This window comes from Agrobacterium sp. SOY23 (genome assembly GCF_027212525.1).
GTDB classification, from domain to species: domain Bacteria; phylum Pseudomonadota; class Alphaproteobacteria; order Rhizobiales; family Rhizobiaceae; genus Agrobacterium; species Agrobacterium tumefaciens_I.
Genome location: NZ_JAPWDT010000008.1, coordinates 66,749 through 84,718 on the forward strand (window position 1 = coordinate 66,749; position 17,970 = coordinate 84,718).

Consider the following 17,970-nt stretch of genomic DNA (forward strand, 5'->3'; position numbering starts at 1 on the left):
ATCGCTTTAAACGATCAACACCATTGGGACGCTGGTCATTAGCCAGCGAACGGTATTCCTATGCCCAGTTTTCGCGAGGACGCTCTCCGCCGCATCCGGCAAGACGGTGATTTCGACGCCGTCGTCATCGGTGGCGGTATCAACGGCATCGCAGCCTATCGCGATTTGGCCCTGCAGGGGTTGCGGGTGCTCCTGGTCGAACGCAATGATTTTTCCTCCGGCTGCAGCGCAGCACCCTCGCGCATGATTCATGGCGGCCTGCGTTATCTTGAAAATGGCGAATTCGGCCTCGTGGCGGAATCCTTGCGCGAGCGCGATGCTCTTTTGACGCTCGCGCCGCATATGGTGCAGCCGCTGCCGACGACGATCCCGATTTTTTCGATGTTCAGCGGCCTATTCAATGCGGCCGCGACATTTTTCGGCTCCGGCGGCAAACCCGCAAGCCGGGGAGCGCTCGCCATCAAGGCGGGCCTTACCCTCTATGACTTCGTCACCCGCAAGAACCGCATCCTGCCTCGCCATGAGTTTCGCGGCGCCGGCAAGACGCTGAAGCGTTGGCCGGGTCTGACGCCTGACATCCGATATTCGGCCACCTACTACGATGCATGGATAAGCCAGCCGGAGCGGCTTGCACTGGAACTGCTGATCGATACCTCGGCAGATGCGCCGCAAAGCATCGCGCTCAACTATGCGGAGCTTATCCGCAACGGCAACGAATATCATCTCCGGGCAGAGGAAACGGATGAAATGCTGCCCATCCGGCCGCGCATCATCGTCAACGCCACGGGGGCATGGATCGACGAGACGATCAGCACGCTTTCCGCCGCCCCGGCCGCGGAGAAGCAGAAACCGACCGTTTCCGGCACCAAGGGGTCACATCTCATCATCGCCAATGATGCGCTCCTCAAGGCGCTGAACGGCCACATGATCTTCTTTGAAAATGCCGACAATCGCGTCTGCATCCTCTTTCCTTATCTCGGTCGGGTTCTTGCAGGGTCAACCGATATCAAGGTGGACCGCCCCGAACGGGTGCGATGCGAGCCGGAGGAGCGGGACTATATTCTCGAAGCGGTTGCCCAGGTGTTTCCGGACATTACCGTCGATCCCTCGGACATTGTCTTCAGTTTCAGCGGCATACGCCCGCTGCCGCGCAGCGATGCCGCTTTTACCGGTAGAATTTCCCGTAGCCATTTTATCCACCGTGTCGCCGGCGATCCGCCACAGCTTTGCATGATCGGCGGCAAGTGGACGACCTTCAGGGCTTTCGGCGAACAGGTGAGCGATGAGGTTCTGGCCTTTCTAGGGCGCAAGCGGCTGACCGGCACGATGAACCGCCCTATTGGTGGCGGCAGGAACTTCCCCACGGGTGCAGGGCGCCTGCCCGCTTTGCTGTCGGAGCAGTTTTTTATCGACCGGCGCCGGGCGGAACATCTCGCCCTGGCCTATGGCTCCCGTGCCTTCGAATTGATGGGCTTTTGCCGGGGACGAGCGGATGACGCGCCGCTTTCGGAAAAATCGTCGATAACGGCCGCGGAAGTCCTCTGGCTGATCCGCTCAGAACATGTGCGGCACCTGACGGACCTCATTCTGCGGCGCACGACACTCGCCATCACCGGCCTCATCGATGCCGGTCTGATCGACGCCATCCTCGATGTTGCCGCGCGCGAACTGGGCTGGTCATCCACCCGGGCCGCAGTGGAGCGGCAGCGGCTCATTGAGGAGCTGGAGACTTTTTACGGGGTCACCCCGGTAATGCTTCAACACAGATGCAAGGAGAATGCATGATGATGCGGATTTCGAAAAAGGCGCGCATGAACCGGCTGTTCCGCAATGGCGGTTGCCTTGATGTGGCCATCGATCACGGGGTTTGCAACGAGCCGAGCTTCCTCGTCGGGCTGGAGGATATGGCGCAGACGGTCGAGAAGCTGGTGGAAGCGCGTCCCGATGCGATCCAGATGACCTATGGGCAGGCGGATCTGCTGCAGCAGAGACCGGAGCGCGACAAGCCGGCCCTCGTCATGCGCATCGATATGGGCAATCCCTATAATTCCACCCGTCACAGAACCATGTGGTCGCAGCTTCAGAATTATCATGACCCGATCATCGGTGCGCTGGAGATGGATGCGGCCTGCGTCGTCGTCAATCTGTTCATGCTGCCGGATGAGCCGGAACTGTTCCGCCAATGCGTCGAGAATATCAGCCGGGTGCGGGCCGATTGCCACCGTTTCGGCATGCCGCTGATGATCGAGCCGCTGGTGATGCTGCCCAATGACGTGCGCGGCGGGTACCAGGTGGATGGCGATGCCGAGAAGATCGTCACGCTGGTACGCCTTGCCTCGGAAATGGGAGCCGATATCATCAAGGCCGATCCGACCAGCAACCCGCAGGATTTCCACAGGGTGATCGAGGCGGCGCGTTGCCCGGTGCTGGTGCGGGGCGGGGGACGTGAGGATTTGCGCAATGTGCTGGCAAAATCGGCGGCCTTGATGGCGGAGGGCGCGAACGGGATGGTCTATGGCCGCAACATCTATCAGCATGACAATCCCAAGGCCGTGGTCGCGGCCTTGATGGCCATCATCCATCAGGGTGCGAGCGGCGAAGAGGCATGGGACATCTATAATCGTGGCTGAGAAAAATCATATATTGGGTCTCGATGTCGGCAACACGGTCATCAAGGCGGTGCTGTTCGACACGGCGGGCCGGCAGATCGCCCAGCACGCCATCGACGGACATTCGACATTCCCGCAGCCCGGCTACGTCGAGCGCGATCTTGAGGAATTGTGGCGGAACGGCTGTGAGGCGATCTGCCAGCTTCTGGTTAAATCGGCGGTCGATCCCCGCAGCATCGCGGCGGTGGGCTGTGCCGGCCATGGCAATGGCCTCTACCTTCTGGATAAAGAACAGCAACCGCTCCTCGGCATCCAGTCGCTCGACAGCCGCGCCGCCGATGTGGCGGCCGAGCTCGACCGGAAAAGCGGAAGCTTGCTGCAGGCCCGTTGCCTGCAGCGGCCGTGGCCAGCGCAGACGCCCACCCTTCTGGCCTGGGTGAAACGACATGCACCCGATCTCTATGCGCAGACCGGCACGGTGCTGTTCTGCAAGGACTTCGTCAATTTCCGCCTGACGGGCTGCCTTGCCAACGATATTTCCGATCTCAGCGGTGCGGGGTTGCTGGCCCTGCCGGAAGCGCGGCTCGACCGCGAACTCCTGTCACTTTACGGCCTTGAGGATGCCTTGGCGTTCTTCCCCCGCCTCGTGGAATCGGCCGATATTGTCGGCCAGGTGACGCGGGAGGCTGCCGGCCTGACCGGGCTTTCCGAAGGCACGCCCGTCATTGGCGGTTTCTTCGATGTCGTTTCCAGTGCCATGGGTTCGGGCGTCATCAATGCCGGGGAGGCATCCATCATCGCTGGCACCTGGAGCATCAATCAGGTCTTTGCGGACAGGCCGGTCATCAGTCCGGATGTCTTCATGGTCACGACCTTTGGCCGTGACCGCTATGTCAACATCGAATCCAGCGCCACTTCCGCCGCCAATCTCGAATGGTACGTGCATCGTGTTCGTGCGGATCATGGCGAACATGCCTTCGAGCGCTGCAACGAGTTGGTCGGCTCCGTCAAGCCGCGTGCCGACGATCCGTTTTTTCACCCCTTCATCTTCGGCTCGCGGCTGGGAGCAGAATTCCGCGGCGGCTTTTACGGCCTTGCCGGCTGGCATGGCGAAGGCCATATGGTGCGGGCCCTGTTTGAAGGGGTGTGTTTCGAGCATCGCCGCCATATCGGCGTCCTGCGGGATGCGGGGCTGCCGGTCGAAAGTGCGGTCATGTCCGGTGGTGGTTCCCGCAGCCAGCATTGGCCACAGATCATGGCGGATGTTCTGGAAATCCCCCTTCGCGTTGCCGAAGCCCGCGAGACGGGCGCGCTCGGTGCGGCGATCGGTGCAGCCGTGGCGACGGGGCTCTATCCGGGCTATGAGGAGGCCGTCGCGGCGATGACGCGCGTGGCGAATGCCTACCGGCCGGACGCCGCGCAGGTCTCGCACTACAGGCGGCGTTACGGCCTCTACGCGCAATTGACCGAGCAACTGCGCGGGTTCTGGAGTGCTTTGCGCTTGCCGTGAGAATGCAGGGCTTCAGCGGTGGCGATCGCGTGTACCGTATCGCTCCGCAAGAACCCTCACTCACCAATGCTGAAGCGCCGTCCGGATTAAAAGATCATTCGGGCCGTGGCCGGACGAAGCGTTGTTCCAGAACCTCGCTTCCCCATTGGCTACCCGGATACTCCTCCGTGCATGCAAAACCATGGGCTTCGTAAAGATGCCGTGCGGCCAAAAGACCGTTGAATGTCCAAAGATGGGTTTCGGCAAAACCCTTTTCATCGGCAAAGGCCAGTGCGGTCGCCAGCAGCCCGCGTCCGACACCACCGCCGCGCACGCCATCATCGACGATGAACCAGCGCAGATGGGCGACATTCGCTCCGAGATCCTCGCCATCGATGGCAATGGAGCCGATGATCTCTTCGCCGCGCATTGCGACCCAGATTGCGTTTTGCGGGTTTTCAAGCCGATTGCAAAAGGAGGCGAGGCCTTCGGCGACGACGGATTCGAAACGTTGCCCGAAACCGGATGTCCGGGCGTAATAAAGCGCATGCATCTGCGTGATGCGGGCGATGAGGCCGGGCCTGTACCCTTCAACGATCTCTATGCCGGTAGCAGCGGCCTTGACCCGGTTGCCCAACGCGTCCGCGTAAAGACGAAGCCCTTCGAGGATCGTCTGGGCATCCGCTGACGAAAGCTGCGTCAGGGCGCCCGACACCTGCCGGTTCGCGAAGCCGTGAATGGCGCCGACCCGCTCCCGCCCCTGTTCCGTGAGGCGCAGCCGCTTGATGCGGCTATCCTTTTCATCCGTTTCTTCGAGAATATCATCCGAGACGACGAGTTTGCGGAGCATGCGGCTGATGCTTGATTTTTCAAGCCGCAGCAATTTTCCCAGGTCCCGCGCCGTGATGCCGGGGCGTGCCTCGATTTCGATCAGGGCATGCACGGCTGAAGGCGGCAAATCGGTGCCGGCAAAATCTCCCCCCATGAAACCGAGTTCGCGCACAAGCCGGCGTGAGGTGGAGCGTATGTCATTTATGGGAAAGGGTTGCTGGTACACGTTCAATCCATTATGGTTGCATGATGCAACCATAATCACATTTCATCTGACTTGCCAAGATTGCGGCTGCGTAAAATACTGGCGTTCTCCGCGAAAGCGGGCAATCCGCCCTTCGGGACACTTAAATTGCGATTATCGGAAAGATGATGTTCTCTGAGATCGCGCTTCGCGATAGTTGATTATCCGGCTATGGAGAAGGCATGCCTGACACGCCACGATTTTTCCGCTACGCCGTTTTGGCCGCAATGTTTCCTGTCGCATTCATGGGCCTGGTGGGAACGCCGAATGAATATCGTGCTGTCGGCATCGAGGCCGTCGATTGCGACGGGCCCACGTCCGTCCTGATTGCAGCCGTACCGGCACTTGCGGTCTACGCAATTATCGGCTGGATGTTTCTCTCCGGCGTCAGGCGCCATCGTTCACTGATTTCCGCGGGTTTTTGCGGATTGGTGTGCCTCGCGCTCGTCTGGAACATCGGCGCTGCGCTTCAGGAACATTGGCAAAATGCGGCGGACACGGCATGCGGCTCCAGCGCTCGATTGTGACCGCGTCGCGCCCTGAACGCGCCTTCGTATCCGTCCCTCAGCGGAACCTGAGATTTTGCCGAGTGAGCTGATCAACGGTAGTACAGCCCATCAGCTTCATGCCGCGCTCAATTTCGATACGCATCAATTCGAGTGCCCTTTCAACTCCGGGCTGCCCGGCAGCGGCGAGCGGGAAAAGGTAATAGCGGCCAAGCCCCACGGCTTTTGCCCCCAGAGACAGCGCTTTCAGAACATGGGTGCCGCGCTGGACGCCGCCATCCATCATCACGTCGATCCGGTCGCCGACCGCATCGACGATTTCAGCCAGCTGGTCGAAGGCGCTGCGGGAACCATCGAGCTGGCGTCCGCCGTGATTGGAGAGCACGATGCCGCTGCAGCCGATCTCGACCGCACGCCGGGCGTCGTCCACCGACATGATCCCCTTCAGGCAGAAAGGGCCGCCCCATTCGCGCACCATCTGCGCCACGTCGTCCCAGTTCATGGAGGGGTCGAGCATATCGGTGAAATAGCGGCTGATCGAGAGAGCGCCACCATCCATTTTGATGTGGTCGTCGAGCTGCGGCAGGCTGAAGCGCTCATGCGTCAGGTAATTGATGCCCCAGGCCGGTTTGATGGCGAATTGCGCAATTCCCGAAAGATTGAGCTTGAAGGGAATGGCAAAGCCGGTGCGCTTGTCGCGCTCGCGGTTTCCGCCCGTGATGCTGTCGACGGTCAGCATCATCGTCTCAACGCCGGCGGTCTTGGCACGTGCCATCATATCGCGGTTGAGGCCACGATCCTTGTGGAAATAGAACTGATAGACCTGTGGGCCGCCGCTGATCCGGCGCGCTTCCTCGAGGCTGGTGGTGCCGAGCGAGGAGACGCCGAACATCGTGCCGTATTTCCCCGCTGCTGCCGCGACCGCGCGCTCGCCCTGATGGTGGAAGAGGCGTTGCAGCGCCGTCGGGGAACAATAGACCGGCATCGACAGCTTTTGCCCCATGACGGTGACCGACATGTCCACATCCGCCACGCCCCGCAGTACATCGGGAACGAGATCGCAATTTTCGAAGGCGGCCGTGTTTCGCCGATATGTCACCTCGTCATCGGCCGCGCCGTCTATGTAATTGAAGATCGGGCCGGGGAGACGCTGTTTGGCCATGCGGCGAAAATCGTGGAAATTATAGCAGTCTTTAAGTTGCATCTGTTGCTCGACCGGTCCGGTTTGAACGCTTTCAAAAGATTGTCGGAAACCTATACCGGGGATTTGGGCCGGGCAATCATGCTGCCGACGATTTTCGCAGGTTCAAAGCGATGAATGCTCCGGAAAGGAATGGCAGGAACTGTTCTGCACCGAGGCGTTTGGCCGAAAGCCACCGGCTAGGCAGAGCCAGCAAGCTGCTCCCTCGACACGGCATAAAGGGCTTTGCCCGTATCAAAAAAACTTTCGATATTGCCGATCGTCGTGTCGGCAATGTTTTTGAGGGCTTCCTGCGTGAAGAAACCCTGATGGCCGGTCACCAGAACATTGGGGAAGGTCAGCAGTCGCGCGAAGACATCGTCGCGCAGCACGTCATTGGAAAGGTCCTCGAAAAAGAGATCGGCTTCCTCTTCATAGACATCGATGCCGAGGCTGCCGATCGTGCCGTCTTTCAAACCAGCAATCGCAGCCCGCGTGTCGATGATGGCGCCGCGGCTGGTATTGATAAGCATCACGCCTTTCTTGAGAAGGGGCAGAGTTTCCCTGCGGATCAGGTGCCGGGTCTCCGGCGTGAGCGGGCACATCAGCGCGAGAACATCCGATGTCCGGAACAGCTCCTCGCGCGTGACGTAACTCATGCCCAGCGCCTCGCAATCGGGATTTGGTCGAAGATCGTGGCCGATGAGGCGGCAGCCGAAGCCAGCGGCAATACGTGCGAAAATCGCGCCGATCTTGCCCGTGCCAACGATACCGACCGTCTTGCCATGGAGATCGAAACCCAGCAGGCCGTCAAGGGCGAAGTTTCCTTCGCGGACGCGGTTATAGGCGCGGTGGATCTTGCGGTTGAGCGACAGGATGAGCGCCATGGTGTGTTCGGCGACCGCATAGGGCGAATAGGCCGGCACCCTCGCAACGGTGAGGCCAAACGTTTCGGCGGCGGCGAGATCAACCTGATTGAAACCGGCGCAGCGCAAGGCAACGAGCCGCACGCCCATTTCCGCAAGCTTTTCGAGCACCGGCCGCGACAGGTCGTCATTGACGAAGGCGCAGATCGCCGCCGCCCCGTCTGCCAGCGCCACAGTTTCCGATGACAGGCGCGCTTCGCAATATTGCATCGACATGCCGGGGCTTGCCGCCCCGTCAAGGAACTGCCTGTCATAGGGCTTGGCGCTGTAGACCACGATCCGCATCTGTTTCTCCAGTCTCCAAACGAAAGCTGCCGTTACAGGGCGATGTGTCCGGCGGGTGCCTCAGCTGCGAAGGCCAGGCGCTTCCTGCCCGGTGCTTTCGACATATTCGGTATATCCGCCGCCATATTGTTGAATACCATCCGGCGTCAGCTCCAGCACCCGGTTGGAAAGGGCGGCCAGGAAGTGGCGGTCGTGCGAAACGAACAGCATCGTGCCTTCATAGTCCGACAGGGCCTTGATCAGCATTTCCTTGGTGTCGAGGTCGAGATGGTTCGTCGGTTCGTCCAGCACCAGGAAATTCGGCGGATCGAACAGCATGGCCGCCATGACGAGACGGGCTTTCTCTCCGCCGGAAAGAACGCGGCAGCGTTTTTCCACATCGTCGCCGGAAAAGCCGAAACAGCCGGCAAGGGCGCGCAGCGGCGCCTGGCCCGCCTTTGGAAAGCGTTCCTCCAGCCATTCCAGAATGGTGCTGTCGCCATCCAGGACATCCATGGCGTGCTGGGCGAAATAGCCGAGCTTGACGCTGGCGCCGAGGGTGACATTACCGGAATCCGGCTCGGCCGTGCCGGTCACCAGTTTCAGCAGGGTCGATTTGCCGGCGCCGTTGACGCCCATGATGCACCAGCGCTCCTTGCGCCGCACCATGAAGTCGAGCTCGCCATAGATGGTGCGGCTGCCATAGGCCTTGTTCACCTTCTTCAGCGCAACGACATCCTCACCCGACCGGGGAGCGGGGGCGAATTCGAAAGCCACCGTCTGGCGCCGTTTCGGCGGCTCGACGCGGTCGATCTTTTCGAGTTTCTTGACGCGGCTCTGTACCTGCGAGGCGTGCGAGGCACGCGCCTTGAAGCGTTCGATGAACTTGATTTCCTTGGCGAGCATGGCCTGCTGGCGCTCGAACTGCGCCTGCTGCTGCTTTTCGTTCTGTGCCCGCTGCTGTTCGTAAAAGCCGTAATCGCCGGAATAGGTCGTGAGGTTGCCGGCATCGATCTCGATGATCTTGGTGACGATACGGTTCATGAATTCGCGGTCATGCGAGGTCATGAGCAGCGCGCCGTCATAGTTCTTCAGGAAGTCTTCGAGCCAGATCAGGCTTTCGAGATCGAGATGGTTCGACGGTTCGTCGAGCAGCATCACATCCGGACGCATGAGGAGAATGCGGGCAAGCGCCACGCGCATCTTCCAGCCACCGGAGAGTTTTGAAACATCGCCGTCCATCATTTCCTGGCTGAAGCTCAGCCCGTCCAGCACCTCACGGGCGCGGCCTTCCAGTGCGTAGCCATCCAGTTCTTCGTACCGCGCCTGCACTTCGCCGTAACGCTCGATGATGGTGTCCATCTCGTCCATCCGGTCGGGATCGGACATGGCGGCTTCCAATTCGCGAAGTTCTGCTGCCACTTCGCTGACCGGGCCCGCGCCCTCCATGACTTCCGCCACGGCGGAGCGGCCGGACATTTCACCGACATCTTGATCGAAATAACCGACCGTCATACCCTTTTCGACGACGACCTGCCCTTCATCCGGTTGGTCTTCGCCGGTGATCATGCGGAACAGGGTGGTCTTGCCGGCGCCGTTCGGGCCGACAAGGCCGATCTTCTCGCCGCGATTGAGCGCGGCGGAGGCCTCGATATAGAGAATGCGGTGGCTGTTCGACTTGCTGATATTTTCGATGCGGATCATGACAGGGCCTATGAATGGGAGCGGCCCTCCTATGCCACGGGCCGCCGCCGCTGTCACCTGTCGTGCTTGTCCTGTCAGCCATGCAGGGAAAACACGCGCTCATAGCCCGTCGAAGGTTTCGGCGCTCGCCGTCAGTTGGTGAGCGTGGCTATGCTGCCGGCGGCCTTGCGGGCGATTTCGCCAAAGGCTGTCACGATCTGCTCCATATTTTCCGGCGCGTAATAATTATCGGCGCTCGAGGCGCAATATTGCAGCAGCGACTTGCCCTTGTCCGGCGCCATGAAGGCGACGCTGAAAATCTTGATCCCGTCCTTTTTGGCGGTCTCGCAGGTGGTACGCACGGCCTGGTCGATGCTGAAATTCCACGCGGCGCTGTTTCCCGTCATTTCGCCATCGGTCATGAGGACGATATAGCGCTCGAAGGATTCATTGCCCTGATCTTTATGGTATTTCGCTTCGTCGGGGTTCGCTTTTTTAAGGGCGTTGTAAGCGGCATTGAGGCTGCTGCGGGCATCCGTGCCACCGGAGGGAAATTCCGGGATCTGTTTGTCGACATAGCTGACAACGCCACTGGTACCCCAGCCGATGGGCTGAGCGTTATAGCTCTCGTGTGTATAGACCGAGGCGCCCGTGCGAACGAGTTCTGAACCACCGCTGGCGGTATAGGTCGGATCAGCCTTGTTCAACGTCGCGACAAGAAAACCAACGGCGGTCTTCAGCGATGTGGCCTTGTTGACATAGCAGGGGGAAGTCTTGGCCAGATTGGGATATTTAACCCAATTATCAGCCGTATAGTTCTGGCACGACGTTTTTTTGGTATCAACCGTATCCGTCTTGAAGGACATCGATCCCGAGCGGTCGAGCGCGAGATACATGGAGATCGGTGCGCCCTTGTTGACGGTGCTTCTTGCGGTGCCGGTCACCGAGAGGTCGAGTGTTGTCACCCCTATGAAGCCGAGCAGCGGATTGAGCTGTATCTGGCGCTTGATCGTCGTCTCGACGGTATAGGTCTTGCCGCGCGCATTTTCCGTTGCTGAGATGATGGTTGGAGAGTTTTGGTCCAGTTCCTTTTTCTCTTGCTCGGTCAGGGTCTTTTCCATCTGGGCCGCAATGAAGGCCTTGGCGATTTCCTTGAGCTGTTCGTCGCTCAGTTCGCCCTTTTTTAGACGAGCCTCGGTGGCCGCTGCAAGAGCTGCAGAATCCGCCGTATTCTGCATGTCCGCTTTCGCCTGCATGACATTCGCAAGCTCCAGGCCGGCACCGGCGACACCCAGCAGAACCGGTAGCAGGATGGCCGTCATCATGCCGAAATTGCCGCTCGTATCGGCAAGAAAACGGCGCTTGAGTTTGTGAGGTGCGGAAGCGGTCATGACGGGCTCACCGATTGGAAATATTAGATTGAGCGCAGGAGACCCGCAAACGATGTAAAATCCGCTAACACGATGGGTTAAATTTTACGCATCGTTCAATTTGGCGCAGTTTTGAAGTATTTTCCAAGAATTGTTTTGTGTGATGCCCGCAATAATACACATCGTATCGTTATTGGACGGGGATGACGTCGACGGCCTGTTTTATCTGCTGGTTGCCATAGCTTTTCAAAACGCCGATCACCGGGGCGACATCGGAATAGTCCCGGCCATAACCGACGACGATATGGTCGCTTCCGGCCACGATGTTATTGGTAGGGTCGAGTTCCAGATAGCCGGTTGCCTCGCCGCACCAGATGCGGACCCAGGCATGCATGGCATCAGCACCTTCCAGCCGCTCCTTGCCTGGCGGAGGAATGGTGCGCAGGAAACCGCTGACATAACCGGCGGGAATGCCGAGGCTGCGCAGCGCCATGATCATGATATGCGAAAAATCCTGGCATACGCCGCGCTTCAGCTTGAAGGCTTCCGACGGTGTCGTATCCACTGTCGTTGCCTCGCCATCATAGGTGAAATCCCCATGGATGCGTTTGCACGTCGCCAGTGCGATTTCGCGAATGGTCATTCCCGGCTTCAGCAAGTCCCGGGCATAGGCCGAAATTGCAGCGTCCGTGCCTATTCTGGGGCTGGTGCCGATGAAATGGTGCGGCGACTGGAAATCGAGCGACCAGACTTCGGCTAGTTCCTGCGGCAGGCGCGAAAGCTCGGGCGAAAAATCGGCCGTCAGCGCCGGTGCCTCCACCATCACGCGGGCCTGCATGCGGATATCGAGCTTCTCATGCGGGGCCCGCAGATGCACCGAGGTAGCCGATTGATGGAAAAAATCCTCGAAACCGACACGTTCTTCCGGCGCGGGTGAAACATCGATGGAACCGGCAACAAGCCGCTGCCGGCCGGGGATGGAGAGCGGCAGAACGCGGATGATGTGGCGCGCGCCGTGGGCCGGCGTGTCGTAGGTGTAACCCATATGCAGGGAAAGATCGTAAAGCATAGGATTATCCGAGATAGGTCCGGGCCAGAACATCGGAGAGATGTTCCATGTCGGTTTCGAGCTGACGATAGATCGCGCCGTTCATGTTTTCCGGCGTCATCACGGCGAGCCCGGAATGCAGACGCATCGCCTCGCGATAGAAGGGAGACATCTGGCCGTTGACGAAGGCATTTGGAAGCTGCTCCACCTCGGTGCGGATTTCGTTCAGCTGAAACAGGATCGAGCGTGGATTGAGCGGATCGAGTGCAAGAAGATCAGTCACGGTCAGACCCGCCGTATTGACGTTGTAGCGGCGGCGATGGGTCATGACGCTGTCGCCGATTTCAAGCAGCATGTCATAGGAACCATCAGGCGCATCCGGTCCGGTCATATGGCCGAGAAGCCGCGTCATATGCAGGCCGCGTTCGAGATAACGGCCGATCGACAGGAAACGCCAGCCGGTGAAGCGGTACATGTTTTCATGGACGAGACCGGCAAAGCCCGCGAGCTTGCGCAAGAGGATCGTCATGGCATGGGTGGCGTCATCACCCGGGGCCACCTTGGCGTGGAAACGGCGGGCGGTCTTGGCAAGATCGTTCAGCGCCAGCCAGCCATCCGGAGAAAAGCGGTCGCGAATGTTGCTGGCGGAATAAAGTGCGCTGTTGATGTTGTTGAGCAGGCTTTCCGGCACGGCATCGTTCATCTCCACGTCGAGCGCTTCGAGATACCGCGTCACATGGGCAAGCAGTGGCTGGCGCGGATCGGCGGATTCGGCGTAACGTCCGTGCCAGGCGCGCAGGATGCGCAACGCGCCTTCCGAACGTTCGATATAACGCCCGAGCCAGAAGAGATTATCCGCTGCGCGGCTCGGCAGGCTGCCCGGCATATTGCGGATAAAGCTCTCTTCCGCCGGCAGAAGCGTGGTGCGTTCCACAGGTTTGTCGCTGACGATCCAGACATCCGCCGCGCTGCCACCCGATTGCATGGCGATTGCGGAGACATCGTCGCCGCTGCCGATGCGGGCAAAGCCGCCCGGCATGATCTGCCAACCATCCTGGGTACGGGCGGCAAAGACACGCAGGCTCATCGGGCGCGGCACGAGCTTGTTGTCGATATAGGCCGGGGTGGTTGAAAGCTTCACCACTTCCTGGCCCACCAGCCTGTGACCGTCGGAGGCAAGCCAGTCGCTGATCGATTCCTTTGCCGTCTCGCGCAGCGAGGAGCCGAGCACGGATTGGCCGTTGTCATCAAAGAAAGGCAGCCGCGAATAGGCTGGGCCGATGACCATGCCTTCAATATTTCCGGCAACGTGGCGGCGCTCGGATTCCTGTCCGCACCACCAGGTGGCGATCGACGGCAGCTTCAGTTCTTCACCAAGAAGGTGGTGACAGATGCGTGGCATGAAGGCGAGCAGGGCCCGCGTTTCGAGAATGCCGCTGCCGAGCGCGTTGACGATGGTAAGCGCCTCATTGCGCAACGCTTGCACCATGCCGGGCGTGCCGATGTGGGAGTGCTGGTTGAGTTCCAGCGGATCCGAATAGGAGGCGTCGAGACGCCGCCACAGCACGCCGATCGGCTTCAGCCCGGCCACGGTCCTGACCATGACGCGACCGTTGACGACGGTCAGGTCCTCGCCTTCCAGCAGCATGAAACCGAGATAACGGGCGATATAGGCGTGTTCGAAATAGGTCTCGTTGGCGGGACCGGGCGTCAGCACGGCGATCCGGTCGTCGGGATGTTTCCGGTGCGCCTGCAGCGCGTCGCGGAAAGCGCCGAAGAACGAAGCGAGCCGGTGGACGTGGCTCTCGGCATAGATATCGGAAAGGGCGCGGGTAGTCGCGACCCGGTTTTCGAGCGCGAAACCTGCGCCGGAAGGCGCCTGTGTGCGGTCGGCCAGCACCCACCAGTTGCCGTCCGGGCCACGGCCGATCTCGAAGGAGCAGAAATGCAGATAATGGCCGCTTGCCGGTTTCACGCCGACCATGGGCCTCAGATATTCCGGATTGGAGGCGATCAGCGCCGGCGGCACGTAACCTTCCTTCACCAGCCGGTTCTCGCCGTAAAAATCGGCGACCATGGCTTCCAGAAGATTGGCGCGCTGTTTCAGCCCCTCCGAAAGAACCGCCCATTCCCTGTCGTCGATCAGCACCGGAATATGGGAGATCGGCCAGTTTCTTTCGCTGCTGCCCTTGCCATAGTCGCGGTAGAAGACGCCGGCATCGCGCAGGTAACGGTCGGTGCGGGCAAAACGCTCATGCAGCTCCCGCTCCGACATGCGTGACAGGGCGTCCAGCAGGGTCTTCCAGACCGGCCTCACCTTGCCGTTGGTATCGAGCATTTCGTCGGCAACGCCCGGCAGGGGGGAATATTCAAGCCCGCGCGGTTGCGCGCTCGTTTCCGTCTTGCGTTCCGTTGCCGGGGCTTTGGACAATTTACACTCCGTAAGGCCGGCGCAGATCAAGCGTCAGCGGAAATTCTGGCGACACGGTTTCCGCCGCAAGCGGATATTGCCCTGCCGTATGTCCCCATGGTTCGAAACGGGCGAGGCGGCGTGCCTCGGCCTCATTGCCGTTGACGGGAAACGTCTCGTAATTGCGTCCGCCCGGATGAGCAACATGGTAGATGCATCCGCCGATCGATCGCCTCGACCATGTATCATAAATGTCAAAGGTCAAGGGTGAATTGACGGGAAGGACGGGATGCAGGCCGGAAGCGGGCTGCCACGCCTTGAAGCGCACGCCGGCCACCGCGACGCTGCGGTTTTCCGTTGGCGTCAGCGGCACGGCGCGGCCGTTGCAGGCCACGGTGTAACGGGCCGGATTGGAAGTCTCCAGCCGCACCTGCAGGCGCTCGACGGAGCTGTCGACATAACGCACGGTGCCGCCGATGGCGCCCTGCTCGCCCATCACATGCCAGGGTTCCAGCGCCTGGCGCAGTTCCAGTTTCGCACCCTCATATTCCACCTCTCCGAAGAAGGGGAAACGGAATTCCTGCTGGGCGGTGAACCATTCCGGTTTCACGTCGAAGCCGTTTTCCCGGAGATCGGCAAGCACATCCATGAAATCCGCCCAAATATAATGCGGCAGCATGAAACGGTCCGCGAGCGCGGTTCCCCAGCGCACGAATTTGCCGGCGGCCGGATTTTTCCAGAAGCGGGCAATCAGCGCGCGCACCAGCAATTGCTGCGCGAGCGACATGCGGGCATTCGGCGGCATCTCAAAGCCACGGAATTCCACCAGCCCGAGGCGGCCGGTCGGTCCATCAGGGGAGAAAAGCTTGTCGATGCAGATTTCGGCGCGGTGAGTATTGCCCGTCACATCCGTCAGCAGGTTGCGGAACAGCCGGTCGACGAGCCATGGCAAAGGCGGAACGCCCCCGCCGGGAGCGGGCACCTGGGCAAGCGCGATTTCCAGCTCGTAGAGACTGTCGTGGCGGGCTTCATCGATGCGCGGTGCCTGGCTGGTCGGGCCGATGAACAGGCCGGAGAACAGATAGGAGAGCGATGGATGCCGCTGCCAGTGTAGAACGAGGCTTTTCAGAAGATCGGGTCGCCGCAGGAAAGGGCTGTCATTGGGGCTTGCCCCACCCACCACCACATGGTTGCCGCCGCCGGTGCCGGTATGGCGGCCGTCGATCATGAATTTGTCGGCACCGAGACGCGACTGGCGCGCCTCCTCATAGACTGCCGTGGTGATATCGACGCAATCCTTCCAGCTGGAGGCGGGGTGGATGTTGACCTCGATGACACCGGGATCGGGCGCGACACGGATGACATTGATGCGCTCATCATGCGGCGGCGCATAACCCTCGATATGGACCGGAAGTCCAAGCTCGGTGGCGGCCGCTTCCGCCGCGGCGATCAGTTCAAGATAATCCTCGATACGCTCCACCGGCGGCATGAAGACACAAAGCCTTCCATCACGCGGTTCCACCGACAGGGCGGTGCGCACCGCGCCGCCGATTTCGCCGAGCGTCTGCTCGATGCGCTCCTGCCCGGCCCCTTCGCTTGCGTGGAAGGAGGCTTCGGGCATGGCACGGCCCGTAGGCGTCAACACATCGGGAAGAGGTCCCCTCGGGATCGAGGGGTCGGCCTCGTGAATATAGGGATAGGCGGATGGCGGCACATGGGGCAGGGTGCCGAGCGGCAGGCGATAACCCACGGGGCTGTCACCCGGAACGAGAAAAATCTTGCCGCGCCGCGTCTTCCATTTTTCGCTGATCCAGCGTTTGCCGGCGGCGCGCGCATTCCACGCCTGTACCGGCAGGATGTAGCCGGTGGGCGTCGTCAAACCGCGCTCGAAGACGCGGGCGATGCGGTTGCGCTCTTCCGGGTCCTTCAGCTTCGAATTTGACGGATCGACATTGTCAGGCAGGCTGCCTTCCTTGACGATCCACTCGGCCGGATCCTCATAGGCCGGCAGCACCAGCTCCGTATCTATGCCGAGTTGGGTGGCGATGCCGCCCAAGAGCTTCTGCGCATCCTCGGCCTTCACACCGGTGTTGGCACCTTCCTCGGCGATCAGCGCGGGGTTTTGCCAGATCGGCAGGCCGTCCTTTCGCCAGTAGAGTGAGAAGGTCCAGCGCGGCAGGCTTTCGCCCGGATACCATTTGCCCTGCCCGTAATGCAGAAAACCGCCGGGGGCGAAACGTTCGCGCAGGCGGCGGATCAACGTGTCCGCCTTTTCACGTTTCGTTGGCCCCACCGCGCCGGTGTTCCACTCATCGGATTCGAAATCGTCGATGGAAACAAAGGTCGGTTCGCCGCCCATGGTCAGGCGGACGTCATTGGCGTTCAGAACTCCGTCAACCGTTTCGCCGAGCGCGTTGAGATCCTCCCAGCTTTCATCCGAAAAGGGTTTGGTGATGCGCGGTGTCTCGGCAACGCGCCGGACCTGCATGTCGAAGGCGAATTCCGTATTGGCATGGCCGAAATAACCGCCGGAAATCGGGGCGGCATTGCGATAATGCGGTGTCGCCGCCAGCGGAATATGGCTTTCACCCGTCAAGAGCCCGGAGGTCGGGTCGAGGCCGATCCAGCCGGCACCGGGCATGTAGACCTCGGCCCAGGCGTGCAGATCGGTGAAATCCACCTCGGTGCCGGAGGGGCCATCAAGCGCCTTGAGGTCGGGTGTCAGCTGAATGAGGTATCCCGACACGAAACGGGCAGCAAGGCCGAGATGTCTCAGCACCTGCACCAGCAGCCAGCTGGTGTCGCGGCAGGAGCCCTTGCCGGAAGCGAGCGTCTCCTCCGGCGTCTGGACGCCCGGCTCCATGCGGATGACGTAACCGATCTCCTGTTGCAGGCGGGCATTGAGGCCAACGACCATATCCACCGTCGGCTGCTCCGGGGTCCGGTCGACGGTGGCCATGAAGGCGGCGAGCAACGGGCCAGTCGGCTCCGGCTTCATGTAGATGGAAAGATCGTCACGCAATTCCTGCGGATAATCGAAGGGCCACTTGGTCGCCTCTTCCTCCACGAAGAAATCGAATGGATTATAAACCGTCATATCGGCGACAAGATCGACCTCGATCTTGAACTCCGTCGCTGGCTCGGGAAAAACGAAGCGGGCGAGGTAATTGCCGTAAGGGTCCTGCTGAAGGTTCACGAAGTGATTGGAGGGCGAAACCTTGAGCGAATGGCTGATGACGCGGGTTCTGGAGTGCGAGGCGGGCTTTAATCTGATGATTTGTGGTCCAAGGCGAACCGGATTGTCATATTTATAATGCGTCAGATGATAGATGCTCGCTTTGATCGCCATTAATCTGCCTTGCCCGGTTTTTCCGGTTTATGCGGTTATCCGCCCCTCTGAAATTATCGGG

Annotated in this window: 12 protein-coding genes; 4 read left to right on the forward strand and 8 right to left on the reverse strand. The window is 60.4% G+C overall.

All coding sequences use genetic code 11. The features are described from left to right. The first annotated feature begins 60 nt into the window (after positions 1 to 60). From O3S81_RS21225 to O3S81_RS21235, 3 genes are read left to right on the forward strand one after another with little or no spacing between them, the layout of a single operon-like run. Positions 61 to 1,785, forward strand: a complete 1,725-nt coding sequence (locus O3S81_RS21225) for a glycerol-3-phosphate dehydrogenase/oxidase (protein ID WP_269346422.1) — start codon at positions 61 to 63, stop codon at positions 1,783 to 1,785. Positions 1,786 to 1,787: 2 nt separating this feature from the next. Continuing rightward, a complete protein-coding gene (locus O3S81_RS21230; protein ID WP_269346773.1) occupies positions 1,788 to 2,630 on the forward strand; it encodes a class I fructose-bisphosphate aldolase in 843 nt (280 codons plus the stop codon). Further along, positions 2,623 to 4,119: an FGGY-family carbohydrate kinase gene (locus tag O3S81_RS21235; protein WP_269346424.1), complete on the forward strand. Its 1,497-nt coding sequence runs from the start codon at positions 2,623 to 2,625 to the stop codon at positions 4,117 to 4,119. Before O3S81_RS21230 ends, O3S81_RS21235 begins: the two co-directional genes overlap by 8 nt. Before the next feature lie 94 nt (positions 4,120 to 4,213). Here the strand turns inward: O3S81_RS21235 and O3S81_RS21240 are convergent, their stop codons facing one another. Beyond that, the gene (locus O3S81_RS21240) at positions 4,214 to 5,155 is read right to left on the reverse strand and encodes a helix-turn-helix domain-containing GNAT family N-acetyltransferase (protein ID WP_269346426.1); all 942 of its coding nucleotides are present in this window, start codon (positions 5,153 to 5,155) and stop codon (positions 4,214 to 4,216) included. 200 nt (positions 5,156 to 5,355) lie between these two features. Between O3S81_RS21240 and O3S81_RS21245 the strand changes: the two genes are divergently transcribed. Then, on the forward strand, positions 5,356 to 5,700 hold the full coding sequence (locus O3S81_RS21245; RefSeq protein WP_269346428.1) for a hypothetical protein: 345 nt from the start codon (positions 5,356 to 5,358) through the stop codon (positions 5,698 to 5,700). A 37-nt stretch (positions 5,701 to 5,737) separates the two neighbouring features. Here O3S81_RS21245 and O3S81_RS21250 read toward each other — a convergent pair whose 3' ends face one another. From O3S81_RS21250 to O3S81_RS21280, 7 genes are all read right to left on the reverse strand, one after another. After that, the gene (locus O3S81_RS21250; RefSeq protein WP_269346430.1) at positions 5,738 to 6,883 is read right to left on the reverse strand and encodes an alpha-hydroxy acid oxidase; all 1,146 of its coding nucleotides are present in this window, start codon (positions 6,881 to 6,883) and stop codon (positions 5,738 to 5,740) included. A 176-nt stretch (positions 6,884 to 7,059) separates the two neighbouring features. Beyond that, complete coding sequence (locus O3S81_RS21255; protein ID WP_269346432.1) at positions 7,060 to 8,070, reverse strand: 2-hydroxyacid dehydrogenase; 1,011 nt, start codon at positions 8,068 to 8,070, stop codon at positions 7,060 to 7,062. Positions 8,071 to 8,130: 60 nt separating this feature from the next. Continuing rightward, positions 8,131 to 9,753, reverse strand: a complete 1,623-nt coding sequence (locus O3S81_RS21260) for an ABC-F family ATP-binding cassette domain-containing protein (protein WP_269346434.1) — start codon at positions 9,751 to 9,753, stop codon at positions 8,131 to 8,133. A 131-nt stretch (positions 9,754 to 9,884) separates the two neighbouring features. Next, on the reverse strand, positions 9,885 to 11,123 hold the full coding sequence (locus O3S81_RS21265; protein ID WP_269346435.1) for a vWA domain-containing protein: 1,239 nt from the start codon (positions 11,121 to 11,123) through the stop codon (positions 9,885 to 9,887). 169 nt (positions 11,124 to 11,292) lie between these two features. After that, complete coding sequence (locus O3S81_RS21270; RefSeq protein WP_269346436.1) at positions 11,293 to 12,171, reverse strand: transglutaminase family protein; 879 nt, start codon at positions 12,169 to 12,171, stop codon at positions 11,293 to 11,295. A 4-nt stretch (positions 12,172 to 12,175) separates the two neighbouring features. After that, complete coding sequence (locus O3S81_RS21275; protein WP_269346438.1) at positions 12,176 to 14,581, reverse strand: circularly permuted type 2 ATP-grasp protein; 2,406 nt, start codon at positions 14,579 to 14,581, stop codon at positions 12,176 to 12,178. A 1-nt stretch (position 14,582) separates the two neighbouring features. Further along, a complete protein-coding gene (locus tag O3S81_RS21280) occupies positions 14,583 to 17,909 on the reverse strand; it encodes a transglutaminase family protein (RefSeq protein WP_269346440.1) in 3,327 nt (1,108 codons plus the stop codon). Positions 17,910 to 17,970: the final 61 nt, after the last annotated feature.